Origin of the sequence: Fictibacillus nanhaiensis (assembly GCF_023715445.1) — a bacterium.
Classification (GTDB): domain Bacteria; phylum Bacillota; class Bacilli; order Bacillales; family Fictibacillaceae; genus Fictibacillus; species Fictibacillus nanhaiensis_D.
The window spans coordinates 1-23,382 of sequence record NZ_JAMBOD010000006.1 but is presented as its reverse complement, the minus strand read 5'-3'; the positions used below and the strand labels follow the sequence as shown (position 1 = coordinate 23,382).

Genomic DNA, 23,382 nt, shown 5'->3' with positions numbered 1-23,382 from the left:
TCCTTTTTCTTATGATAGAGACTAACAGTGGTCTACCCACTGTTCACTCCAGTCTTGTATCGCATTAATGATTGATTTTAATGAATTTCCTTTATCGGTTAGTGAATATTCGATTCTTACAGGTGTCTCCGGGTAAACGTTTCTTTTCACGATTCCAACAGACTCCAATTCCTTCATGCGTTCCGTAAGCATACGATCACTCATCTCAGGAATTTGAGATTTAATATCTTTAAAACGTTTAGGACCGTCCATCAAAACACGAATGATGAGTCCTGTCCACTTTTTACCGATTATATCCATGGCTACTTCATATTTAGGACACATTGTGCTGTAATCCATACCATTCACCTCTATATAAAGCTTAAACTACAGTTTAATATTTGCCTTTTATTATACGATTTAAACTTACTTTTGTAAAGTTTATAACTTTTTACTGCATTAAAGCTTTGATGTTCTACTGTTAAATTCAGTATCTTTATAATAAGAATGTTTGACAAGTACGTTTGGACCAAGACATTTAACAGCGGGACAATGGCACCCGATTTCTTTAGCAAGCTTAGATTCATTCCAGGTTTCATAAGCCTTAAGCAAACTTGTATCCTTAATATTTCCAAGAGGAGGAGCATCACCAAAATCAGTAACAATGATATGGCCGTCAAACAGATTGATGTTAAGCCGAGACCTGCCGTCAGGATCATTTCTGACGGTCACATTTTCCTCAGTCTGAAGTCTTTTCAGCAATCTGAGATCTTCTTTATTGTCAGAGCATGCGTAAAAAGGAAGTGTTCCAAACAGCATCCAGGTTTTCTTGTCTCGTACATCGAGCAGTTTGTGAATGCTTTCCCTCATTTCATCCAAGGTTATCGTTTCAAGCGTACTGGCAAAATCACTAGGGTACATCGGGTGAATCTCGTGGCGCTGACAGCCCATTTCTAGTATGTGTTCATGTATATCTTTTAAGTAGGGCACAGTCTTTTTGTTTAGCATCGTTTCAGCAGATACCATAACACCTGCTTTTGTGAGTGCTCGTGCGTTTTCCGTAAGTCGCGAAAAATAAGCTTCTCGCTGGCTTAAAGATGGTTTCTTTTCCATCATGGCAAAACCGGTCTCCGAGAATTCCTCGAGCGTTCCCCAGTTATGGGAAATATGAAGAACATCCAAGTACGGAATAATTTTTTCGTAACGCGCTAAATCTAATGTTAAATTTGAGTTGATCTGTGTGCGTGCCCCTCTTTCTTTAGCGTATTTTAAAAGAGGAACGACGTAGCTGTTGACCGATTTTAATGAAAGCATCGGTTCTCCGCCCGTTATGCTGAACGCTCTTAATTGGGGAATCTCATCAAGCCTCTTGATGACAAGTTCCAGTGGCAGCGGTTCAGGGTCTTTCGTTTGCAGGGTGTAACCGACAGCACAATGTGCACAGCGCATGTTACAGAGTGTTGTTGTCGTAATTTCTATATTGGATAGCTGAAGTTTCTGATGCTCGTCTATATCTAAATAGGCTTCCCACGGATCATAATCCGGGGTGATCGCTTTTAATGCTGTTTTTATAACCATTAATAAGTCTCCTTCATGCCAAAATGGACAATACTTATCTTAACTGAACAATTGGTAAAGAAAAAGGAGTAAAACTTATGTTGGCAAAAGCTTAATCTTATATTGGCAAAAGCGTCTCGCCTTGTTAAAGTAGAAGGGATGGAAAGGAGAGATCAACATGGGTAACTCTATTCAGGATAAATACTCTCAAAAAGAATATATTAAAAACCGTATTGATTTATTAGTTGATGTGTTAGATTCTATAGATGCTGAAACAGCTGGGATTGATGAAATCGACAGGATTATTTCAATGCTAGATGATCTAGAAGAAAAATGTAAGCAATTTCGTTACGATTGGGAAGAAAAATAAGCTCGAAATCCGTTTCTTTATTAAAGAAGCGGGTTTTTTTGTTACACTATAGACAGGATAACTTGTTAACATGCCGAAAATCGACGTGGCTACAAGTTTAGGTCCATAGTTTTAAGTTCAACTAAGGCTTACAAAAAAGCTTGGCGTCAGCCAAGTTTCCATTATAATAGGACATAAGAATTGATTACGCTTACAACAGCAAGTCATAAAGGGGTAGTGGAGAGATGGAAAAGTTTCAGGAAAGCATGTATAAGCTGATTGTGGAAACATCAACGAAATTGCCGAAAGACGTTCGCCGTGCCATTCTTGCAGCAAAGCTTAAAGAAAATGCAGGAACTCGTGCAGCGATGTCTTTAGATACGATTACAGATAATATTTTAAAAGCAGACGAGAAAGTTTCACCGATCTGCCAGGATACGGGTCTTCCTACATTTAAGATCAAGGTACCGGTAGGAGTGAACCAAATCAAAATGAAAAAAGCAATCCGCCAGGCGATTGCTGATGCAACAAAAGATACAAAGCTCCGCCCGAACTCGGTTGATTCTATAACAGGAGACAACAGTGGGGATAACCTTGGTGAAGGCACTCCTGTTATTAAGTTCGAACAATGGGAAGAAGATTATATTGATGCGCGACTTATTTTAAAAGGTGGCGGCTGTGAGAATAAAAATATTCAGTACAGTCTGCCTGCTGAGTTAGAGGGATTAGGACGTGCGGGACGTGACTTGGATGGGATTCGCAAATGTATCATGCACTCAGTTTATCAAGCACAAGGACAAGGCTGCAGTGCTGGTTTTATTGGAGTCGGAATCGGCGGAGACCGCACATCTGGATATGAGCTGGCTAAAGAAATGCTGTTCCGTTCCGTGGATGATGTGAACCCGAATGAAAATCTTCGCAAGCTTGAAGATTATGTAATGGAAAATGCCAATAAGCTTGGAATCGGAACAATGGGCTTTGGTGGGGAAACAACACTTTTAGGCTGTAAAATTGGTGTAATTAACCGTATTCCTGCAAGCTTTTTCGTTTCTGTGGCATATAACTGCTGGGCATATCGCCGCTTAGGTGTAAAGTTGAACACTGAAACAGGGGAAATCCAAGAATGGCTGTACCAAGAAGGCGAAGAAATTGATTTCGCGAAAGCCGATAAAGAAGCTGCTGCGGCCTTAGAAACACAAGAAGAAAAAACAAGAAGTATTACTTTGGAAGCCCCAATCACAGAAGAACAGATTCGTGAATTAAAAGTAGGTGATGTTGTGACGATCAACGGTATGATGCATACAGGCCGTGATGCGATTCATAAGCATCTTATGGATAATCCGGCTCCGATTGACCTTAACGGACAGATCATCTATCATTGCGGACCTGTAATGGCGAAAGACGCTGAGGGCAATTGGGTTGTAAAAGCTGCAGGACCAACGACAAGTATTCGTGAGGAGCCTTACCAAGGTGATATCATGAAAAAGTTTGGTATCCGTGCTGTAATCGGTAAAGGCGGCATGGGGCCAAAAACATTGGCAGCTCTTAAAGAGCATGGCGGTGTTTACTTGAACGCGATTGGCGGGGCAGCACAGTATTACGCTGAACGTATGGAAAAAGTGGAAGGTGTCGATTTGATGGAATTCGGTATTCCTGAAGCGATGTGGCATATCCGTGTTAATGGATTTACTGCCGTTGTTACGATGGACTCTCATGGAAACAGCCTTCACGAACATGTTGAAAAGTCATCACTTCAAAAGCTGGAGCAGTTTAAAGAACGGGTTTTTAAATAAATGTTTTGTCTATACTACCACAGTTCGGTTTTCGGACTGTGGTTTTTTTATGGGAAGAGGCAGAAGCCGTTTCCTTTATATCCCTAGCATGGTTTTAGCCAAATAAAACACAATAAGGATATAGGTTGTCGTTTGAAGGAGGAAATTTTTTATGAAAATCAACCGGCTCCTGTGTCTGATATTGGTTTCAATTCTTTTTTTAACCCAATCACATGTTATTTATGCCCAACGAGGAGTATCCAATCAAAGGCTTGAATGGTATTTTGAGAAAAAAGGGAAAGAAACACCTCCTATTACTGATAAAAGGTTTATGGAACTCGTTAACAAATATGATGCCCTTTTTATCGGAGATGCAACAAAGAAAGACATTTATTTAACCTTTGACAATGGATATGAAAACGGTTATACAGATGATGTCCTGGATGTATTGAAAAGAAAAAAAGTACCTGCTGCCTTTTTTGTAACCGGACAATTTATGAAGACACACCCTCACCTAATAAAACGTATGGCTGAAGAAGGGCATATTGTAGGGAATCACTCTTATCATCACCCAGATTTGACACAAGTATCTGATGCCCGGTTAAGGAATGAACTTGAAAAAGTAAAATTAAGATATACGGAACTAACCGGAAGAACGGATATGCATTATATTAGGCCGCCAAGAGGTGTGTTTAGCGAAAGAACGATCATGCTTGCAAAAGAAGAAGGCTATACACATGTGTTTTGGTCGCTTGCTTTTCTAGATTGGGAAACCAATAAACAGCGTGGTTGGAAATATTCATACAACCAGATCATGAAACAGATTCACCCAGGAAGTATCATGCTGCTTCACACTGTTTCAAGAGATAATGCAGAGGCATTAGAAACGACGATAGAAGCACTTCAGAAGAGAGGCTATACATTTAAAAGCCTGGATGACTTGCAGCTGAAAAGGTCTGCACCTCCATTATTGTTTAAGTCTTGATTGTACCTTTGTATTAGACAAAGGTACTTTTTTTATTTGCACCTTTCTTATTGGTAGAACTCGCAAGTTTCGTCTACAATAAGAAAAGCAACTTTTAGCTAAGAAATGAGTGAGGAATTTTGAAAAAAAACAGCAGCGTTAATCCAATCATGAAAATAGGCCAGACGTTTCCACTTTCTATCAAGCGGCTTGGAATCAATGGTGAAGGGATTGGATTCTATAAACGGCAAGTTGTCTTCGTTCCAGGTGCTATACCTGGTGAAGATATTTTTGTCGAAATTACAAGAGTCTTTCCAAATCGAGCGGAAGGCAAGATTAAAAAAATTAAAAAAGCATCCAAAAATAGAGTAACTCCGCTTTGCCCGATCTATGAGACATGCGGTGGCTGTCAGGTTCAACATATGTCTTATTCAGCTCAGCTAAAAGAAAAACGTGATATGGTCATCCAAGCGTTTGAACGTTATACCAAAATCCCAAAAGACCAGCTGCAAGTAGGTAAAACGATAGGGATGGATGAACCTTGGGCATATCGAAACAAATCCCAGTTCCAAGTAGGAATTAATAAAGATACTGTGATTGCAGGGCTATACAGCAGCAATACTCATAAACTGATCAACATCGATCATTGTCTTGTTCAGCATGAAGATACAAATATTGTTACGAATAAGGTAAAACAAATCATTCGTGATTTGAACCTATCTGTATATAACGAAAGAAAACATACTGGAAGCATTCGTACAATCGTAGTAAGAACCGCATTTCGTACTGATGAAATTCAGCTTGCGATCGTAACGGCAACAGAGGATTTTCCGAAAAAGAAACTATTTATAGACGAGGTAAAAAAACGGCTTCCACAGATAACTTCCTTCGTTCAAAACGTAAACGAAGAAAAAACGTCGCTGATCTTTGGGAATCAGACAGAAGAACTTTTTGGTAAAGTTACCATCACCGAACATTTAAGAGACCTAAGTTTTGAGTTGTCAGCACGAGCTTTCTTTCAGTTGAATCCTCAACAGACCGTCAAATTATACGACGAAGTAAAAAAACAAGCAAAGTTATCCGGAGAAGAAAAGGTAGTTGACGCATATTGCGGTTCAGGTACGATCGGCATGTGGCTCGCCAAGCATGCAAAAGAAGTCAGAGGAATGGACATTATTAAGGAATCCATTATAGATGCAAGAAAGAATGCTAAGAAACACGGAATCACAAATGCACACTACGAGACCGGAAAAGCAGAGATGCTTATGCCGAAATGGGTAAAAGAAGGCTGGCATCCCGATGTAATTGTAGTAGACCCACCTAGAACAGGCTGTGACCAGACTTTTCTCGAAACTGTTGCAAGAATCAAGCCAAAACGTATGGTTTATGTTTCTTGTAATCCATCAACATTAGCAAAAGATGTCCACATGTTGATAACTAACGGATTTGAAGTTGAAAATGTAACTCCTGTGGATATGTTCCCGCAAACCGCTCAGGTGGAAGCTGTTTGTACACTAGTATTAAAATAATCTAATAGGGAGCTGTTTACATGAGTACTGAAAAAGAAAAGATGATCAATGGAGAGATGTATCGGCCAGATGATCAGCAGCTTATGAAAGAGCGGACAAGTGCAAGAAAAATGACAAGAGAGTATAACGAAACAACTGAAGAAGAATGGGATAAAAGAAGTTCATTAATCAAAAAATTATTTGGTTCAACCGGTAAAAACGTTGGCGTAGAACCTAAATTTCGATGTGATTACGGCTATAACATTCATGTTGGAGAGAACTTCTTTGCAAATTTTGACTGTACGATTTTAGATGTTTGTGAAGTTCGTATTGGGAATAACTGCATGCTGGCACCAGGAGTTCACATCTATACAGCAACACATCCATTAGATCCAGATGAACGAAACTCAGGAAGAGAATTTGGAAAACCTGTTAAAATTGGTAACAATGTCTGGATTGGGGGAGGAGCAATTATCAATCCAGGTGTTACGATTGGAAACAATGCGGTAGTTGCTTCAGGTGCAGTGGTTACAAAAGATATACCAGATCATGTGGTGGTAGGAGGTAATCCTGCTAAAGTGATTAAAACACTGCAGGTTAGATAATAATTTTATTACTTTAAAATTCAGAAATATACACACTATCCACATGGTTTTCCACAGATTCTGTGTATAATTCACAATTTTTGCACAGAATTGCACATAATTACTTATATGATTAATGGATTTATACACATTATCCACATGCCTGTTAATAACATTATCCACAATGGATAAAGAAAACAATAATTCTTATATTAAAAAAAGACCTGCTATCCCAGCAGGTCTTTTTGCACTTAGCGACGGCCGTTTTTCTGGCGTCGGTCAGCGGCTTGTGCACGTGCTTGTGCTTCAAGATCGTCCTGATCTGCCAATTCACTTGAGTACTCGACGTCAAGTCCTTTGGCTTGTGAAGCTTTAGCATTGTTGTGCGATGGGGACTTTCGGTTACGTTTTTCCACACAAATACCTCCTTAAAGATATTACAATGTTTGAAACGTAAAACAAAAGCGTTTGAGGAACTTGTCCTCGAACTTAGAATGTGCAGAATAGGTAATCCCCATACAGGAAGAAACAACCTATTTATGAATAGTCTTCATTTGTCATTTCTTTTGTTTCCGCAACTGATTCCGCAGATTTAAATTCTTCTTTGTATATCACTTCCTGTGTTTTCGTTAAATCGTTGTTACGTTCTTTTGCTTCACGTTTGCTGCTTTTCATCAGAATGCCCTCCTAATTCATGGTTCAAATCTAAAACATTGTTTAGATTTTTTGATATGCTCTTCATTGACAAGTTGATTGGAGTGCAAGGTGCGTGCCAGCCACCTGATATACTTCCTGCAAGGCATGCGACGAGGAACAAGCTTCGACTGTTTTCCTTGCAGACGCAGGAGCACATTTCCTGGAAGGTGAGACTCCTATGGGTGCACAGCGCCGAGGAGGCTCACCACACGCCCCGCGGAAAGCGAGTATCCTGTAACGGAAAACAACTGCTTTCAAGAGCATCAAAGTTTGCGGCAACAACCAACTAAATAAACCACCTTCAAAATGAAGGTGGTCTTAGTATGTGCAAGCTTTATCAACATGTTTCGTGTGTTAAGCTTCCTTTAATTGTTCTTCTGCAACTTCCAGCGGCTGGTTACGCAGCTGATGCATCAAGAAATTGTCTTTTTCAATTTGATAAAGGTTATAAATTTCCTCACCTTGATTTAGCTGGTCATAAATATCCTTGCGTGTCTCGTTTGCAAGCGTGACATAAGGAATTTTTTCCGCAGCCTTTTGAGAGCGGATGTTAACCTTTCGGATTCTCATAAATACCGTATGAATATCCTTTTCATAAAACAATTCAGAAAAGAATGCTTCTTTTGCTATATTGTTATATCCCTTGCCAAAGTATGGCTGACCAATCCATGTTCCAAGAAAGCCGTAACCATCTTGAACATCGAAAAGATTAATGGTGCCGATAGGATTATGCCATTCATCCAAAATTGTTCTGGAAATGATTTTTCCTTGGTCTTCTTCCTCGATCGTTTGCTTCGTCAGGAACATAAATTCCTCAAAAGAAGCAGCTTTTTGCCGTACAAAAGGGAAGACGTCTGGGTGCACCATTAAATTGTAAAGAACATGACTCTCTGATAAATCACGCTTTTTCAACAATTTAATCCCTCCTAGAGGGCAGAATTATCCCCCACCCTCGAATTAAGAATAAAAATTAATTCGGGGTGGGAATCGAACCCACTAGGACCAGTCATAGCTGGTGGCGCACCAATTGCCTTCCCTTGCTCAATATTTAATTTATGAAAATAATTTTTGGTATACAGAAGAGCACTTTATAGTTAAACCGGATCAATGTGATCCGCATGTTGCTCTTCTTGTATCATAAGACATTTTTCTAAAAAAGAAAATAGTTATTTTGTTGATTTTTTGTAAATTATTTCTCCGTCAATCATGGTCATTACAGGGGCTGCTGAAAAGTGGAACGGATGCTCTGTCCAAAGGGATAGATCAGCATCTTTTCCAGGTTCGATACTTCCGACACGATTCGCTATTCCAAGGTTCCTGGCAGGTGCAATGGTGATGCCTTCAAGTGCCTTTTTCTCGCTTAGTCCTTCGCGGACGGCGATGGCTGCACAAACATTTAAATATTGAATCGGGATATAAGGATGATCCGTCGTAATCGAAACTTCGACATTATTTTCAGATAGTATACGATACGTGTCCCACGTTTTGTTCTTTAATTCAATTTTTGATTTACGCGTTAAAGTTGGGCCGACACTTACCTTAAGATTTAAATCTTTAAGCGAATCTGCAACTAGGTGTCCCTCGGTACAATGCTCAATCCGGTAATCAAGATTAAATTCTTCTGCAAAACGGATGGCGGATAAGATGTCATCTGCTCGATGTGCATGAATACGGACCGGGATCTCTCGTTTTAATGCTGCTGCAATAGGTGCAACACGCAAGTTATCCTGATAGGCGGAATCCATGGCTTGATAAAATGCTTCCCGGAGCATTCCCATAATCCCCATTCTAGTAATGGAATCGTTATGGCGGCCGCTATGAATCCGTTTTGGATTTTCTCCGAGTGCTATTTTTAATCCTGCTGTTTCCTTGATGATCATCTTCCGGATATCATGCCCGTGTGTTTTGATTACAGAGGTGGTTCCCCCTATAACATTTGCACTTCCCGGCATGATATGAGCGGTAGTTACACCATATTTAACAGCATCTTTAAACGCGATATCAAGAGGATGACAGCCATCAATGGCACGGATATGGGGAGTTAAAACTTCATGAGTTTCGTTTGCGTCATTTCCAGCCCAGCCAGTACCTTCATCATAGAGACCTAAGTGTGTATGTACATCAATAAAGCCAGGGAGAAGATGCAGATTTTCTGCTTCAAAGATTTCCATATCATCTGAAGGCTCTATATGGTTTTGGACAGCAATGATCTTGCCGTTTTCGATTAGTACGTCTCCTTGCTCAAGCTCATTGCTTGTTATAGGGTAAACTTTTGCTTTTTGAATTAATTTTTTCATTCTTTGTCACCTGATAAATTGTTTTTATTATCATTGTAACAAATCATGTAAAGCCCCCTTCAGGTGAGGATATTTAAAAGTGTAGCCTGCGTCTAAAGCTTTTTCAGGGAGGACTTGCTGCCCCTTTAGAATCAGCATGCTCATTTCTCCAAATAAGAGCTTAAATGCAATGGACGGGACTGGGAGCCAATGTGGTCTGTGCATAACGTCTCCTGTAACTTGACCGAACTCTTTCATGGTGACAGGGTTTGGAGCGGTAACGTTAACTGGACCTGCATATTGCTCTTTTTCAATGGATTCTTTTATTAGCTGTGCAACATCTTCAACATGAACCCACGATACCCACTGAACACCTGAGCCTACAGTTCCTCCTGCAAAAAAGCGATACGGAAAAGAAAGTTGAGGAAGTACGCCTCCGTCCCTTCCTAATATAAGACCGAAACGGGTAAATACGGTTCTGCAGCCATGTGTTTCAGCTTCACTTGCTTTCGTTTCCCATGCTTTGACTACTTCTGCTAAAAAATCGTTTCCGTGTTTTGTTGTTTGCTCTGTGAAAATATCTGTTTTGGATGTCCCGTAATAGCCGATGGCAGATGCGTTGACCCAAACGGCCGGTTTTTCCTGCATCTTTGCAACCAGTTGTAATAATTCTTCTGTTACTTTTAAACGGCTGTTTAAAATTGCCTTCTTCTTCTCATCGGTCCATCTTCCATTGATTGATTCTCCAGCGAGGTTAATAACTGCATCAATAGATGGAAGTTCTGGCTGCTGACCGTTCATCCATTTTACATAATGAATACTTTTTTCCTTTGTTTTTCTGTCACTTCTTGTGAGTATATAAATTTCATTTCCTTGTGCTGTTAAATGTTTTGACAAATGCCTTCCTACGAAACCTGTTCCTCCAGTTATTAAAATATTTTTCAATAAATTCCACCTCAATCAAATAATTGTTATTTAAAAATTTAGAATATTTGTTATAATTCATCTTGTACATATTATAGTACCATTATTGAGGAGGAGAGAACGCGTATGGAGCTTCAGAGAAACTTACCTGCAAAGAAAAAGAATCCGTTTTTGAAAGCGCTATTTTGGATCGGGATAGCGCTGGCTGGAGGTATTGCTCTTTCCATCATAGCTTTGCAGAGAGACGAAAAGATTAATGCTATTTGGTTTGTTGTTGCTTCTTTGTGTACGTATGCTATTGCTTACCGTTTTTATGCACGTTTTATTGCAACGAAAATTTTCAGTCTTAACAAAAATAATGCTACACCGGCTGAACGATACGCTGATGGAAAAGATTATGTACCAACAAACAAATGGGTGTTATATGGCCATCATTTTGCAGCGATCGCTGGAGCCGGTCCGCTTGTGGGTCCAACACTGGCTGCTCAAATGGGATACTTGCCTGGTACGATATGGATTATCGTCGGAGCAGTATTAGCTGGAGCGGTTCAGGACTTTGTAATTTTAATCATTTCCATGAGAAGAAGAGGTAAATCAATTGGTCAGATAGCGAAAGAAGAAATAGGACCAGTTGGAGGTATTTTAGCTTTAATCGGTGTTTTTGCTATTATGATTATTTTAATTGCCGTACTCGCATTGGTTGTAGTTAATGCACTAAAATCCAGTCCGTGGGGAACTTATACGATTGCCATGACGATTCCAATTGCTTTGTTTATGGGCTTTTATATGCGATACATAAGGCCCGGAAGAGTTGGAGAAGCATCTATTATTGGATTTGTTTTATTAATTTTTGCATTGATCAGCGGACAGTGGGTTGCTGATTCTCCAACGTTGGCACCTCTTTTCACATTTGATGGTGAAACATTGGCGTGGATGCTGATCATTTACGGTTTCTTAGCGTCCGTTCTTCCTGTATGGATGCTTTTAGCACCTCGAGATTATTTAAGTACATTTTTAAAAGTAGGGGTAATCGGAATGATGGCATTAGGTATTTTGATTGTAATGCCAGAAATTCAGATGCCTGCACTCACTAAATTTATTGATGGAACAGGGCCTGTATTCGCAGGTAATCTATTTCCGTTTCTGTTTATTACCATTGCTTGTGGAGCTATTTCTGGTTTCCATGCACTAATCTCTTCTGGTACGTCACCTAAGTTAATAGCAAATGAGCAGCATGCTCCTATGATTGGATATGCAGGTATGCTTACAGAATCCTTTGTTGCAATTATGGCGATGGTAGCTGCAACGCTTTTGACTCCTGGAATCTATTTTGCAATTAATTCACCAGGGGCTGCCATAGGACCAGATGTAGCGACTGCCGCATCAACGATTTCGTCATGGGGCTTTACGGTTTCAGCTGATGAAATCAATGAACTTGCTAAAAATGTAGATGAAGAGTCCATTCTATCCCGTACAGGGGGAGCTCCATCCCTTGCTGTCGGGATCGCGCAAATCTTTTCGCAAGTAATCGGAGGACCACAATTGATGGCCTTCTGGTACCACTTTGCGATATTATTTGAAGCTGTATTTATTTTGACTACCATAGATGCAGGTACACGTGTGGGACGGTTTATGCTCCAAGATCTGCTTGGACAAGTATTTAAGCCGCTTCGTAAGACAGATTCTATGCCTGCAGTATACTTTACGAGTGCATTAGTAGTGGCTGGCTGGGGCTACTTTTTAGTAGTAGGTGTAACAGATCCGCTAGGTGGCATCAACACGCTTTGGCCATTGTTCGGTATCGTTAACCAAATGTTAGCCGCAATAGCTCTGATTGTGGCGACAACGGTTATTTTGAAGATGGGTAAAAAGAAGTTTGTTTGGGTTACACTTGTTCCGCTTGCTTGGTTAATGATTGTAACTTTTTATGCAGCATGGCAAAAGATCTTCTCCGATATTCCAAAGATTGGTTTCTTAAAACAGGCAGAAGTTATGAAGGAAGCTGCAGCAAGCGGTAACCTGCCGCCGACAGTACCATCAATTGAAGCGGCTGAAAAACTGGTTTTTAATAACACGCTTAACGCTTATTTAACTGCTATCTTTATGCTTCTTATTTTAGGTGTCCTCATTGATGCATTGAGAATTTGGTATAAAGCGATCAAGAGCGATAAACCTTTAGAAACTTCTGAAGAGCCTTTTGTACAAACAAAGCTTGGTGAGGTTTCATGAGTTTTAAAGCCGCTTGGGAATGGGTGAGAAGTATCTTTCAAGTGATTTTTTATATTGGAAAGGGAATATCAAACCTGCCTGACTACCAAGCTTATGTGAAGCATTTGGAGAAAAATCATCCTGAACAAAAGCCGCCAACTGAGAAAGAGTTCTTTGCGGATTTACTTGAAAATAAATATGGTGCAAACGCAAAACGCTGTTGATAAGCTACAAACAAGTGCAGGCTGCACTTTCGACGATAAAGCATCTTCTCTAATAGGGAGGATGCTTTTTTCGTTGGGCTCTTTTCTAAAAGGTTGTTGCTTTTAGGTTATTTTTGTAAAGTGCCTTCATTGACAAGTTGATTAGAGTTCAAGGTGCGTGCCAACCACCTGAGTAGCCTTCCCGTAAGGCATGCGACGAGGAAGCCCTCTTCGATAGAATTATCTTGGAGACGCAGGAGCAATATGCTTCTCTGACTCAGTATCTTTAATTATCTTCGAACGGGCTCACCTTACCCCCGCGGAAAGCGAGCATCCTGTAACGGAATTCAACCACTTCTAAGAACAACAAAGTTTACGAAAACAGCCTTTCGTTGATATTACACGGAAGACAGGTTTCCGTACACACAACAAAGAGGTTTACCTGGCCACTAAAATTAGAAATTATGGTACACTAATGGATGAAAGAAGGTGGGTAGATGGCTGTTATAACAAGGATTTCTGCTCAGCAAAAAAATGATGATCGATTTAATGTTTTTTTAAAAAAAGGAACAAAAGAAGAGTTTGCCTTTAGTGTAGATGCTGATGTTTTAATAAAGTTTCAGCTGCAAAAAGGTATGGAGATCAATGAAGATGAGTGGGAAGAGATTATTGAGGAAGATCAATATCGGAAAGCATTTAACAAAGCCCTTCATTTTTTATCTTACCGTATGCGGACAGTACATGAAATAGAGGCCTATCTGGAGAAAAAAGAGGTTCCTGAAACCACGATCAAAAGAGTAATGAATAAATTATCAGAATACGATTTTGTTAATGACAAAACTTTTGCGGATTCTTTTGTGAAAAGCCGTATGAATACTTCTTTTAAGGGACCGGGCGCAATACGCCAGGAACTGAAGAAAAAAGGAATCGGTGAGAGTCATACGGAAGAAGCACTGAATCAGTTCACTTATGAAGAACAGCTTGAGGCTTCCGTGAAGTTTATTCAAAAGCAATTCAGGAGCAGTGCGAAACGATCAGAAAAAGAACAAAAGCAAAAGATCGCTCAGCAGCTTCAGCAAAAAGGATTTACATGGGAAGTAATTGAAATGGCATTTCAGGAAGCAAAAATCAGTCAAACTCCTGAAGAGGAAAAAGAAGCCCTGCTTGTTCATGCGAGAAAAGCGCATCAAAAGTACAAAAAATATAACGGGTACGAGTACGAGTCACGCATGAAGCGTTTTTTGTACAGCAAGGGCTTCGATTCATCTGTAATTTCTGAATTGCTGAATGGTGAAGAAATTAACGATCTATAAAAATTTCAGAACGGTTATCATCCTGGCTGAAAATCAATTCAGCAACAGTATCAGGAGACTTTAGCCGGGACCGGTCTTTAATATGGTCAGTCTCATCCCAAAACGGGGTATCCATGCCTCCCATATAGACAGCCGTTGGGAATATATTTGTACCTTCCCATTCTTTAACGAGGCTTTCTGTAAAACCGCGCACGGCAAACTTCGTTGCGCAGTATACTGATTCATTCACTTTGCCTCTTAATCCAGCAGTTGAGATAATGTTCATAACTTTTCCAAAGCCCTGTTTTTTAAAATATGGGAAAGCTGCTTGTGAGGGGTAGATCGTACCATACACATTCGTTTCGACCATGCCTTCAATATCAGCTCTTGTTAATGAATACAGGGGCTCGAAAACGCCAATGCCAGCGTTGTTGATTAAAAGATGTACAGTTTCTTCTTCAAATACAGTTCTCAAAACGGTTTGTATTTGTTCATAGTCAGCAGCATTACAAACTTTATAAAAAACTCGGTTACCTTTTTGTGAAAGGGTTTGTACTGCTTCTTGCAGTTTTGCTTCCGTACGCCCGAGAAGGCATATATTAAATTCTTTATTGTATTGGCGGGCTAAGGCAAGACCAAGACCTGAACCTCCGCCTGTAATAATGACAGTTTTATTCAAGGTAATCACTCCTATGTAATCAGGTTTTTCATCCAGATACAGCGTACAGAAAAGAGAGGAAAGATTCAAATGGAAAAAAGGTTTAGTGAAATGACAGAGTCTGAAATAAGGGCTGAAATTGCTTCTTTACGGGCAAAAGCACAAAAAGCAGAACAAATGGGCATGGTAAGTGAGTACGCTGTTTATGAACGCAAAATAGCAATGGCAAAATGCTATTTAATGGATCCTTCGTCTATTGAAAGCGGAAAAGAATACGGTATACAAGGAGATCCAGGATCTACATTCTCTGTTTTGTACTTAAATGGTATTTTTGCCTGGGGATATAAAAATAAACAGAGTACATTAGAGGCATTGCCTATTTCAGTACTAGAATAACTAAGGTTTTACAAAAGACTACTTCGACAAGTTGATTGTAGTGGAAGGTGCGAGACTCCTGCGGGAGCAGCGGGACAGATGAGACTTCTAATGGTGCAAAGCGTCGAGAAGGCTCACCGCACGCCCCGCGGAAAGGGAGCGACCTGGAACGAAGATCAACCACTTTCAAGAGCAACAAAGGTATAAGAAAAACCGGCATAAATAAAGAAGCGATAACAGGACCGCTTCTTTATTCGTCACTATGAACGCTTACGTGTTTGAATTTCAAGCACATAATTATTTAATGCTTGCTGGGTCTCCCCATTCACCTGATTGTACGCATGCTTCGAATTGGCACGCGGTGAGTGAAAGGGGTCAGAATATTTTCCATTAAACAGAGTTGATTTAAAGTACTGTTTTTTGTTCATCTGATACACCCCCCAGAATGAAATTCATAACCGCAAGAGTTACTGGTCATCTCGGTGTTGATTGGATAAAAACATTCGTTCCTGCGGATGGTCACGAATGGTTCCATCTGGCCGTTTAGAAGAAAATTCTTCTTTTGCTCTCGGCTCACCTGAGAAGGAGATCCGATTAGGGAAGTCTTTGGCTTTGTTTCTCATTTGTTTTACCTCCTTTTAATCGGTTCTAACCTAGTATGAAACGTTATAGAAACCTTTATGTGACGGGACTTTCTTTAAAAATTGGATAAGGAGGGAGAAAAATGGAAGAGCGTTTTGACAGACTGGCGAAACAGCTTCAAAAAGTGAACCCTGGCCTGAGTTATCAAGAGTCAAGGGAATGGGTGGAAGGTTTATGGGAAGATTTTGAATCGACCCGGGCAAAAGCCGGCTGGGAATATGAAGGGCAAGATGTTACAGAGAAAATGGTTGCTCAGCTCATTAATTCATATGGTCATAAGCTGCATGAATACTTCTCAAGCAATCCGAAATTTCAACGTTTCATTAAAAAAGACGGGCCTGTAAACTAAGCCCGTCTCTTTACTTATTCGTTGTTGTTTATAAGATCCATCGGAGAAAAATCCATTTTCTTCTTTAAACGGTCTTCAGAATAGACCCATCCCGTATATGAGGTAATAATGTTTAGATTCTCGTCAAGCTGAACCATGGCCACGAAGGGATAATGACCTTTGCTTCGGTAACGAAGATCAATAAACTGAACCATATGGCCGTGATCGTTCTTTTCAATTTCCCATCTGTGGACAGGGGAAAAGGATAAGAATGCTGAGATGTTTTTATCCAATTTTGCAGCATCGATAACTTCTGATTCAGGAACTGGGAGCCGGTCAAATGTATCCCACACTGTCACTTTCCCGTTCTTTAAGCCTGCAACAAAAAATTCATGCTTTGATTTAATAGCAAGGTGATATTGTCCCCATCGGATTGTTGGACTTGCATATATTTCTTCTGCTTCTGGTATTTTTTCTAAAACAATTTTATTCACTTTTTGACGTGCGAGGATACGCCAGATGTAATAAAAAACAAGGATGATATATACGGCTAAGAACGTATACCCAGGATCTGCACCAACATACCAAAGAAGAAGCCCTGCAATATGAAGGAAAAAGATAAATGGATCAAAGATACTGATCACGCCTAGTGCTATCCATTTTTTTGATATTGGATATAATGCCTGTGTGCCGTATGCGTTGAAAATGTCTACAAAAACATGAAGAAATACGGCTATAGCGGTCCAGAGCAATAACTTTCCGCTATCCGCCTGCGGTACAAATAATGATAGGATACCGAATAATAAAAGCGGCCAGATAATTAATGCTGGCAGGGAATGGGTAAGACCCCTGTGATTACGAATGTAGACTGCGTTGTTTCTTAGTTTTAAAATAGTATCAAAATCAGGAGCCTGGGAACCGACTAGTGTCCCGGCAAGTATGGCTTGGGATGTCGCTGGATCATTCGCTATTGCGGGGTCCAGCATGGCTAATCCGCCTAATCCCAACCCCATCACGATATGTGTGCCTGTATCCAAGGCGACCACCTCCTATGTAGGAATGGAGTGAAAGTTATATGTTAACAGTTTTTATGGAGTATAAAGTAATTCCAGAGACACTTCAATCATATGAGGCAGAAATGCCATCTGTGATTAGCGAGCTTAAGAACCTTGGTGCTGCTGATATTCAATGGTATCGAGCGGCAGATCAGCCATCACTTTATGTTGAATGTTTTAATGTGAGAGATAATGAGCTTTATCAATCGATAAAAGAAAACCGTACGTCCTCTGAACATCCTGTATTTTCAAAGCTTTTCCCATTTTTATCAGGGGGAGCAGAAAAAATTCACTGCTGGGCGTTTGAAAAAATGAACGTAAAGGAAGAGTTGTAAATTGACCACCACAAGTAATACTTTATTTTCCCTCGAAGTTCCATATGTGAAACAATTTCAGGAGCAATTACTCAACTGGTACGATGAAAATAAACGTACCTTGCCTTGGCGTGCAAATCAGGATCCCTATCGGGTTTGGGTATCCGAAATCATGCTTCAGCAAACCAGAGTAGACACTGTTATACCTTATTTCGAACGGTTCACAAGTCTTTTTCCGACTCTTCAAGATCTTGCTTACGCCGATGAAGAAAAAGTACTCAAAGCTTGGGAGGGTCTAGGATATTATTCCCGAGTTCGAAACTTACAAACCGCAGTAAGAGAAGTATGTGAATCTTACGGAGGAAAAGTGCCTGACACACCACGGGATATTGCAGGTTTAAAAGGTGTGGGTCCTTATACCGCAGGAGCCATTTTAAGTATTGCTTACGGTATACCAGAGCCTGCTGTTGATGGAAACGTCATGCGTGTTTTATCAAGGATACTCTTAATTGAAGAAGATATCAGCAAGCCCAAAACCAGGGTGCTGTTTGAAAATGCAGTTCGTGAACTGATTTCTCATGAGGACCCTTCTTCCTTTAATCAGGGAATGATGGAACTTGGTGCCCTTATATGTACCCCTAAATCTCCAGCTTGTTTGCTATGTCCCATGCGGGAGCTTTGCAAAGGTTTTGAAGAAGGGAAACAGAACGTGCTCCCTGTTAAACTTGGGAAAACAAAAGTCAGAAAAGCAAAGGTGGCAGCAGGGATTTTAGTTGGAAAAGATGGGCGTTTGCTCATTCATAAAAGGCCATCAGAAGGATTGCTCGCAAACATGTGGGAATTTCCCAATACGGAATATCTTGGAGAAAACAAAAATGCCGAAACCGAGGCGCTGAATGGATACTTAGATGAAATTGCGGTTCAAGCTGTTTTTGAAGACAAGGCAGGTTATATTGAACATGTTTTTTCCCATTTGAAATGGGAAATCAATATATGGCAAGGAAAAATTGAAAAGTATCCCGGAGAGCTGCCGCCGGAATGGAAATGGGTTACTGTGGACGAGCTTGATCAGTATCCGTTTCCTGTTTCCCATCAAAAAATTATCCGGCTTGTAAAGGAGGCATTATTGATATGAATTTAGAACTGGAAGGTAAAGCAGTACTCGTAACAGGCGGATCAAAAGGAATCGGCCAAGCGATTGCTTATGCGTTTTTAGAAGAAGGTGCAAAAGTAGGAATCGTAGGGCGAGACTTAAGGGATTTAGAAGCAGCACAAAAAGATGGCATTGAAATTTTTCAAGGGGATGTTACAAACGGAGAGGATCGCGATCGTGTGATGAGTGCCTTTTTAGAAAAGTTCGGCACGATTGATGTTCTTGTTAATAATGCTGGCGGAAGCAACGGTTCGACAGTCATGGAGACAAATATGGCACAGTTTGAAGAAGCGATCCATCTGAATTTCTTATCAGCAGTAGACTTGAGTAGAAGAGCCGCTGAAGTAATGATTACGAATGCTGAAGGGGGAGCAATCATTAATATTTCATCGATCTTTGGCAGGGAATCAGGCGGAAAGCCGACCTATAATGCAAGTAAAGCTGCCTTAATTTCTTTCACAAAATCATTTGGAGATGAGATGATCTCAAAAGGTGTTCGTGTGAACGGTGTTGCTCCAGGATCAATTCTGCATGAAACTGGCAACTGGCAAAAAAGATTGGAACAAGATCCAGAAAAAATTAATGCTTTTGTCGAGGAACATATTTCTGCCGGCCGATTCGGTAAAGTGGAAGAAATTGCGAATGTTGTTGTGTTTTTAGCGTCAGAGAAGGCTTCATGGGTTGTAGGAAGCACGCTGAATGTCGACGGCGGGCAGTCTTATAGCAATTTTTAATAAAAACAGGAAAAACAAGCCCCAGCAGAGCGCAGGGGCTTGTTTTTATGCGCGTTCAGGAAGTTTTATGCGCGTTCAGGAAGTTTTATGCGCGTTCAGGAAGTTTTATGCGCGTTCAGGAAGTTTTATGCGCGTTCAGGAAGTTTTATGCGCGTTCAGGAAGTTTTATGCTCGGTTGCGATCAAAAAAAGACCCCAGCTCGCTGGGGTTCATCTTCCTCAATCGTATTTAATCTCCGTTCCGTGTGTCCAATCGGCTTCGCCGCGTTTCAAACCGCCTCTTGCCTCAATTTCCTTAATGATTTCTCTGTGTATACTTGTTCCTTCTTCGTTTAAATAAGGGGCCATCTGCTGGAGTGAATGATGAAAATAGGCAAGTTCTTCGTCTTTCCATTCATTCTTGCTTGTCATGCTTAGTTCGGTCATATCTCGTCCTACATACATGATTTAATCCCTCCTTAAATTAGTGTAATCATTCATTTATCCCCCATTTTTTAATCTTTTAATACTGGAAATATATAATAAAAAAAATCCTAATAAAACACTGCATCCCCGGGTAAATTATATTTCGTGGAGGTGAAAAACATGGACAAACAACAACAACAACAACAACAACAAGCTTCAAAAACAAATGCACAACAAGTGAGACAGCAAAACGCTCAGTCTGCTTCTGGTGCTGGTCAGTTCGGGACTGAATTTGGCAGCGAAACTAACGCTCAACAAGTTCGTCAGCAAAACCAACAGTCTCAACAACGTAAAGGTCAACAAGGTCAACAAGGCCAACAACAATAACCTCTATCCAGAAATGCTCCCTAATAACTAGGGGGCATTTTTTGGTTTTTAATCCATACGTTTTCTATACATAACCGATGGGAATACTATTTAGAGTGGAATTATTATAAAAAAGGCGCTTGATTTTAAAAAACAGGGACAAGTACATTTCCAAACTATTCTTAAAACGATATAATAAAGTAGAGAAAAAAAGCGTGTTTTGTAAGAAGGCAATGAATCGGGAATAAAAAATCAAATTGTAGAACGAGGTTTAAACATGGAGCTGGTGAATTACCGACAAATGGTTTCAAGGAAGGAGAGTTAAAAAACTCAATAGGTAACATTAGCTTCCGGAACTCGGGCAGAAAGGAGAGAGAGATGAGTTTTCCTGCAACCGGAAGTATAATCAATATTCAAAGCTACAAACATAATGGCTATCTGCACCGTAACTGGGAAGATACAGTCATTTTAAAGGGGACTCCAAGTCAGGTTATCTGCGGTAACGACCGGATCCTGGTTACCGAATCTGATGGACGTCAGTGGCGGACAAGAGAGCCTGCTATTTGCTATTTCAATTCCAAGCAATGGTTTAACGTGATCGGCATGATACGGGAAGATGGCATTTATTATTACTGCAACTTAGGTTCACCATTTATGTGGGACAAGGAAGCATTGAAGTATATCGATTATGATTTAGATATCAAAGTCTTTCCAGATGGAACTTATATCTTATTAGATGAAGATGAATATGAACTTCATAAAAGAATGATGAGGTATCCGAGTCAGCTGGATGCGATCATCCAAAAAAATCTTCAAGAACTAATCTTGATGGTTACACAAAAAAAGGGACCTTTTGAACCTGGGTTTGTGGAACAATGGTATGAAAGATATTTAGAATTTAGATAAAAAGGAAAACCTGTTGTATTGTCAGCAGGTTATCCTTTTTTTACTCATTAATAAGAGATAACTTGGCCTCCGCCAAGTTTTCTTTTTTCACTTTTTAGAAACTATACCTTGTTAACGGTATAAGAAACGACGTAGCAAACAAGTTTAGGAAAAAAGTATAAGTTCAACTAAGGCTGACGAAAAAGGCTTGGCATCAGCCAAGTTTCCTTTATGAATACAGAATGGTGTGATGTGCATGGATAGTATTAAGCGTTATTTAGCTTTTGTAAAACCCTACAAATGGCAGATTTTCTGGACGATTTTGATCGGACTTGCTAAATTCGGGATTCCGTTATTAACACCGCTCATCTTAAAATATGTGGTTGATGACATCATTCAAACCCCACTGCCTCTAGATGAAAAAATGAATAAGCTATATTGGCTGATGGGCGGCGCTGCAATCATTTTTGTTGTTTTCAGACCGCCTATTGAATATTGGAGACAATATTACGCACAATGGGTCGGCAGTAAGATTCTGTATGATATTCGTGATAAAATGTTCGATCATATTCAAAGGTTGAGTCTTCGGTTTTATTCGAACAATAAGTCAGGTGAAATCATCTCCAGGGTGATTCACGATGTTGAGCAGACAAAAACGTTCGTAATCACTGGACTTATGAATGTTTGGCTCGACATGGCAACCATTATTATTGCTGCTGCTATTATGTTTTCTATGGATTTCTGGCTGACAATCGTTGCTTTATCGATGCTGCCGGTTTACGCGTTCTCAGTAAAATTTTTTTATGCCCGTCTAAGGCAGCTCACAAAAGATCGTTCACAGGCACTTGCGGAAGTACAGGGGCACCTTCATGAACGTGTACAGGGGATGTCAGTTATCCGTAGTTTTGCTCTAGAAGATCACGAGCAAATTCAGTTTGATAAGCGGAATACAAAATTTTTAAACCGGGCCATGGATCATACGAAGTGGAACGCTAAAACTTTTTCTGTCGTAAACACTGTTACTGATATAGCTCCGCTTCTTGTTATCGGATTCGCAACTTATCAGGCTATCACAGGGAATATAACCATAGGAGCCTTAGTAGCTTTTGTTGCTTATATGGACAGACTTTATAATCCATTAAGACGACTTGTGAATTCATCAACGACTCTTACACAATCGATCGCTTCAATGGATAGAATGTTTGAGTTTTTGGATGAAACTTATGATATTGAGGATTCACCTGGGGCTAAACCTCTTAATTCTGTAAAAGGAGCATTGGAATTTGAAAATGTCTCGTTTTCATACAATGAGGAAGAAGCGGATGTACTGCATAATGTCTCGTTATCTGTCGCAGCTGGGGAAACGATTGCGCTCGTTGGAATGAGCGGGGGAGGAAAGTCGTCGTTAATTAGTCTGATTCCGAGATTTTACGATGTAACAGAAGGCAGTATTAAGCTAGATGGAACGGATATCCGAAATTTTCAGGTGAGAAGTTTGCGTGATAAAATTGGGATGGTTCTCCAGGATAATATTTTATTCAGCGAATCTGTCCGGGCAAACATTCTTATGGGGAACCCTGAGGCCTCTGATGAAGAAATGATTGCAGCAGCTAAAGCGGCGAATGCTCATGATTTTATTATGAATCTTCCCAATGGCTACGACACAAAAATAGGGGAGCGGGGCGTAAAGCTTTCCGGCGGACAAAAGCAGCGTGTCGCGATCTCAAGAGTTTTCCTTAAAAATCCTCCTATTCTTATTTTAGATGAAGCGACATCTGCTCTTGATTTAGAAAGTGAGCATCTTATTCAAGAAGCGCTGGAGAAGCTCGCGAAAGATAGAACGACATTTATTGTCGCTCATCGATTATCAACAATTACACACGCTGACCGGATTATCGTTGTCGATCATGGGAAGATCGTCGAAATGGGTAAACACAAAGAACTGATGGAAAAACAAGGACCATATTATGATTTGTTTACCGTTCAGCAATTAAGTTAATAGGATATGAAAGACTGGTGAAAACCAGTCTCAGCTTGTAGACAAAGTATATGTCTACAAGCTTTTTTTATTGTAGAATTAAATTAGATAATGTTTGAGGGGAGAAATATACATGTTATCTAAGCATTCTACTGAAGGACGTCACCAAGTAACCCTG

General features: G+C 40.1%; 28 protein-coding genes and 1 pseudogene. 17 read left to right on the top strand and 12 right to left on the bottom strand.

Features of this window, described 5'->3' with window-relative positions:
• Nucleotides 1–21: 21 nt before the first annotated feature.
• Nucleotides 22–339: a winged helix-turn-helix transcriptional regulator gene (locus tag M3196_RS15430; RefSeq protein ID WP_077364763.1), complete on the bottom strand. Its 318-nt coding sequence runs from the start codon at nucleotides 337–339 to the stop codon at nucleotides 22–24.
• A gap of 99 nt (nucleotides 340–438) precedes the next feature.
• The gene (gene yfkAB, locus M3196_RS15425; RefSeq protein ID WP_251323213.1) at nucleotides 439–1,557 is read right to left on the bottom strand and encodes a radical SAM/CxCxxxxC motif protein YfkAB; all 1,119 of its coding nucleotides are present in this window, start codon (nucleotides 1,555–1,557) and stop codon (nucleotides 439–441) included.
• Between the two features lie 157 nt (nucleotides 1,558–1,714).
• On the opposite strand from yfkAB, the gene M3196_RS15420 reads away from it, so the two are divergent.
• The 5 genes from M3196_RS15420 to M3196_RS15400 all read left to right on the top strand — a co-directional run bounded on the left by M3196_RS15420 (nucleotide 1,715) and on the right by M3196_RS15400 (nucleotide 6,734).
• A complete protein-coding gene (locus tag M3196_RS15420; RefSeq protein ID WP_251323212.1) occupies nucleotides 1,715–1,906 on the top strand; it encodes an SE1561 family protein in 192 nt (63 codons plus the stop codon).
• A 224-nt stretch (nucleotides 1,907–2,130) separates the two neighbouring features.
• Nucleotides 2,131–3,678 (top strand): fumarate hydratase, encoded by a 1,548-nt coding sequence (locus M3196_RS15415; protein ID WP_251323211.1) that lies wholly within the window; start codon nucleotides 2,131–2,133, stop codon nucleotides 3,676–3,678.
• Nucleotides 3,679–3,829: 151 nt separating this feature from the next.
• Nucleotides 3,830–4,642: a delta-lactam-biosynthetic de-N-acetylase gene (gene pdaA / locus M3196_RS15410; RefSeq protein WP_251323210.1), complete on the top strand. Its 813-nt coding sequence runs from the start codon at nucleotides 3,830–3,832 to the stop codon at nucleotides 4,640–4,642.
• A 149-nt stretch (nucleotides 4,643–4,791) separates the two neighbouring features.
• Entirely contained in the window at nucleotides 4,792–6,150 is a 1,359-nt protein-coding gene (gene rlmD / locus M3196_RS15405) for a 23S rRNA (uracil(1939)-C(5))-methyltransferase RlmD (RefSeq protein ID WP_251323394.1), read from the top strand.
• A gap of 20 nt (nucleotides 6,151–6,170) precedes the next feature.
• The gene (locus M3196_RS15400; RefSeq protein ID WP_251323209.1) at nucleotides 6,171–6,734 is read left to right on the top strand and encodes a maltose acetyltransferase domain-containing protein; all 564 of its coding nucleotides are present in this window, start codon (nucleotides 6,171–6,173) and stop codon (nucleotides 6,732–6,734) included.
• 230 nt (nucleotides 6,735–6,964) lie between these two features.
• Here M3196_RS15400 and M3196_RS15395 read toward each other — a convergent pair whose 3' ends face one another.
• The 5 genes from M3196_RS15395 to M3196_RS15375 form a co-directional block, all read right to left on the bottom strand.
• Nucleotides 6,965–7,129 (bottom strand): YfhD family protein, encoded by a 165-nt coding sequence (locus M3196_RS15395; RefSeq protein ID WP_251323208.1) that lies wholly within the window; start codon nucleotides 7,127–7,129, stop codon nucleotides 6,965–6,967.
• A gap of 121 nt (nucleotides 7,130–7,250) precedes the next feature.
• Nucleotides 7,251–7,388, bottom strand: coding sequence for a YfhE family protein (locus M3196_RS15390; protein ID WP_251323207.1), 138 nt, complete (start codon nucleotides 7,386–7,388; stop codon nucleotides 7,251–7,253).
• Between the two features lie 375 nt (nucleotides 7,389–7,763).
• Nucleotides 7,764–8,324: a GNAT family N-acetyltransferase gene (locus M3196_RS15385; RefSeq protein ID WP_251323206.1), complete on the bottom strand. Its 561-nt coding sequence runs from the start codon at nucleotides 8,322–8,324 to the stop codon at nucleotides 7,764–7,766.
• A 251-nt stretch (nucleotides 8,325–8,575) separates the two neighbouring features.
• The gene (locus M3196_RS15380) at nucleotides 8,576–9,706 is read right to left on the bottom strand and encodes an amidohydrolase (RefSeq protein ID WP_251323205.1); all 1,131 of its coding nucleotides are present in this window, start codon (nucleotides 9,704–9,706) and stop codon (nucleotides 8,576–8,578) included.
• Between the two features lie 30 nt (nucleotides 9,707–9,736).
• Nucleotides 9,737–10,630: a TIGR01777 family oxidoreductase gene (locus M3196_RS15375; RefSeq protein WP_251323204.1), complete on the bottom strand. Its 894-nt coding sequence runs from the start codon at nucleotides 10,628–10,630 to the stop codon at nucleotides 9,737–9,739.
• 105 nt (nucleotides 10,631–10,735) lie between these two features.
• Here M3196_RS15375 and M3196_RS15370 point away from each other — a divergent pair, with 105 nt between their 5' ends.
• The 3 genes from M3196_RS15370 to recX all read left to right on the top strand — a co-directional run bounded on the left by M3196_RS15370 (nucleotide 10,736) and on the right by recX (nucleotide 14,333).
• Nucleotides 10,736–12,838, top strand: coding sequence for a carbon starvation CstA family protein (locus M3196_RS15370; protein ID WP_251323203.1), 2,103 nt, complete (start codon nucleotides 10,736–10,738; stop codon nucleotides 12,836–12,838).
• Nucleotides 12,835–13,041 carry a YbdD/YjiX family protein gene (locus M3196_RS15365; RefSeq protein WP_251323202.1) on the top strand — a complete coding sequence of 69 codons (207 nt, stop codon included), beginning with the start codon at nucleotides 12,835–12,837 and terminating at the stop codon, nucleotides 13,039–13,041. Before M3196_RS15370 ends, M3196_RS15365 begins: the two co-directional genes overlap by 4 nt.
• A 476-nt stretch (nucleotides 13,042–13,517) precedes the next feature.
• The gene (gene recX / locus M3196_RS15360) at nucleotides 13,518–14,333 is read left to right on the top strand and encodes a recombination regulator RecX (RefSeq protein WP_251323201.1); all 816 of its coding nucleotides are present in this window, start codon (nucleotides 13,518–13,520) and stop codon (nucleotides 14,331–14,333) included.
• Here recX and M3196_RS15355 read toward each other — a convergent pair.
• Complete coding sequence (locus M3196_RS15355; RefSeq protein WP_338082957.1) at nucleotides 14,320–15,000, bottom strand: SDR family oxidoreductase; 681 nt, start codon at nucleotides 14,998–15,000, stop codon at nucleotides 14,320–14,322. The two genes, recX and M3196_RS15355, sit on opposite strands and share 14 nt — an antisense overlap.
• Nucleotides 15,001–15,060: 60 nt before the next feature.
• Here M3196_RS15355 and M3196_RS15350 point away from each other — a divergent pair, with 60 nt between their 5' ends.
• The gene (locus M3196_RS15350) at nucleotides 15,061–15,366 is read left to right on the top strand and encodes a YfhH family protein (protein WP_251323199.1); all 306 of its coding nucleotides are present in this window, start codon (nucleotides 15,061–15,063) and stop codon (nucleotides 15,364–15,366) included.
• 239 nt (nucleotides 15,367–15,605) lie between these two features.
• Here the strand turns inward: M3196_RS15350 and M3196_RS15345 are convergent, their stop codons facing one another.
• The gene (locus tag M3196_RS15345; protein ID WP_251323198.1) at nucleotides 15,606–15,773 is read right to left on the bottom strand and encodes a YpzG family protein; all 168 of its coding nucleotides are present in this window, start codon (nucleotides 15,771–15,773) and stop codon (nucleotides 15,606–15,608) included.
• Nucleotides 15,774–15,812: 39 nt separating this feature from the next.
• Nucleotides 15,813–15,968: a small, acid-soluble spore protein K gene (gene sspK, locus M3196_RS15340; protein WP_251323197.1), complete on the bottom strand. Its 156-nt coding sequence runs from the start codon at nucleotides 15,966–15,968 to the stop codon at nucleotides 15,813–15,815.
• Nucleotides 15,969–16,069: 101 nt separating this feature from the next.
• On the opposite strand from sspK, the gene M3196_RS15335 reads away from it, so the two are divergent.
• Nucleotides 16,070–16,336: a YfhJ family protein gene (locus M3196_RS15335; RefSeq protein WP_251323196.1), complete on the top strand. Its 267-nt coding sequence runs from the start codon at nucleotides 16,070–16,072 to the stop codon at nucleotides 16,334–16,336.
• A gap of 14 nt (nucleotides 16,337–16,350) precedes the next feature.
• On the opposite strand, the gene M3196_RS15330 is transcribed toward M3196_RS15335, so the two are convergent.
• Nucleotides 16,351–17,352, bottom strand: coding sequence for a metal-dependent hydrolase (locus M3196_RS15330; RefSeq protein WP_251323195.1), 1,002 nt, complete (start codon nucleotides 17,350–17,352; stop codon nucleotides 16,351–16,353).
• Nucleotides 17,353–17,390: 38 nt separating this feature from the next.
• Between M3196_RS15330 and M3196_RS15325 the strand changes: the two genes are divergently transcribed.
• The 4 genes from M3196_RS15325 to M3196_RS15310 are packed head-to-tail and all read left to right on the top strand — an operon-like array spanning nucleotide 17,391 to nucleotide 19,803.
• Nucleotides 17,391–17,705, top strand: a complete 315-nt coding sequence (locus tag M3196_RS15325; protein ID WP_251323194.1) for a hypothetical protein — start codon at nucleotides 17,391–17,393, stop codon at nucleotides 17,703–17,705.
• Nucleotide 17,706: 1 nt separating this feature from the next.
• A complete protein-coding gene (gene mutY / locus M3196_RS15320; RefSeq protein WP_251323193.1) occupies nucleotides 17,707–18,819 on the top strand; it encodes an A/G-specific adenine glycosylase in 1,113 nt (370 codons plus the stop codon).
• Entirely contained in the window at nucleotides 18,816–19,571 is a 756-nt protein-coding gene (locus M3196_RS15315; RefSeq protein ID WP_251323192.1) for an SDR family NAD(P)-dependent oxidoreductase, read from the top strand. Before mutY ends, M3196_RS15315 begins: the two co-directional genes overlap by 4 nt.
• A complete protein-coding gene (locus M3196_RS15310; protein WP_251323191.1) occupies nucleotides 19,537–19,803 on the top strand; it encodes a hypothetical protein in 267 nt (88 codons plus the stop codon). The genes M3196_RS15315 and M3196_RS15310 overlap by 35 nt, the downstream gene beginning before the upstream one ends.
• On the opposite strand, the gene M3196_RS15305 is transcribed toward M3196_RS15310, so the two are convergent.
• Nucleotides 19,790–20,014 carry a hypothetical protein gene (locus M3196_RS15305; RefSeq protein WP_251323190.1) on the bottom strand — a complete coding sequence of 75 codons (225 nt, stop codon included), beginning with the start codon at nucleotides 20,012–20,014 and terminating at the stop codon, nucleotides 19,790–19,792. The genes M3196_RS15310 and M3196_RS15305 overlap by 14 nt on opposite strands.
• Nucleotides 20,015–20,155: 141 nt before the next feature.
• Here M3196_RS15305 and M3196_RS15300 point away from each other — a divergent pair.
• The 3 genes and pseudogenes from M3196_RS15300 to M3196_RS15290 form a co-directional block, all read left to right on the top strand.
• Nucleotides 20,156–20,356 (top strand): annotated as a pseudogene (locus M3196_RS15300) (gamma-type small acid-soluble spore protein); the annotation flags it as partial.
• A 363-nt stretch (nucleotides 20,357–20,719) separates the two neighbouring features.
• Nucleotides 20,720–21,247 (top strand): nucleoside tri-diphosphate phosphatase, encoded by a 528-nt coding sequence (gene ntdP, locus M3196_RS15295; RefSeq protein WP_251323188.1) that lies wholly within the window; start codon nucleotides 20,720–20,722, stop codon nucleotides 21,245–21,247.
• A 235-nt stretch (nucleotides 21,248–21,482) separates the two neighbouring features.
• Complete coding sequence (locus M3196_RS15290) at nucleotides 21,483–23,225, top strand: ABC transporter ATP-binding protein (protein ID WP_251323187.1); 1,743 nt, start codon at nucleotides 21,483–21,485, stop codon at nucleotides 23,223–23,225.
• The last annotated feature ends 157 nt before the right edge of the window (nucleotides 23,226–23,382 follow it).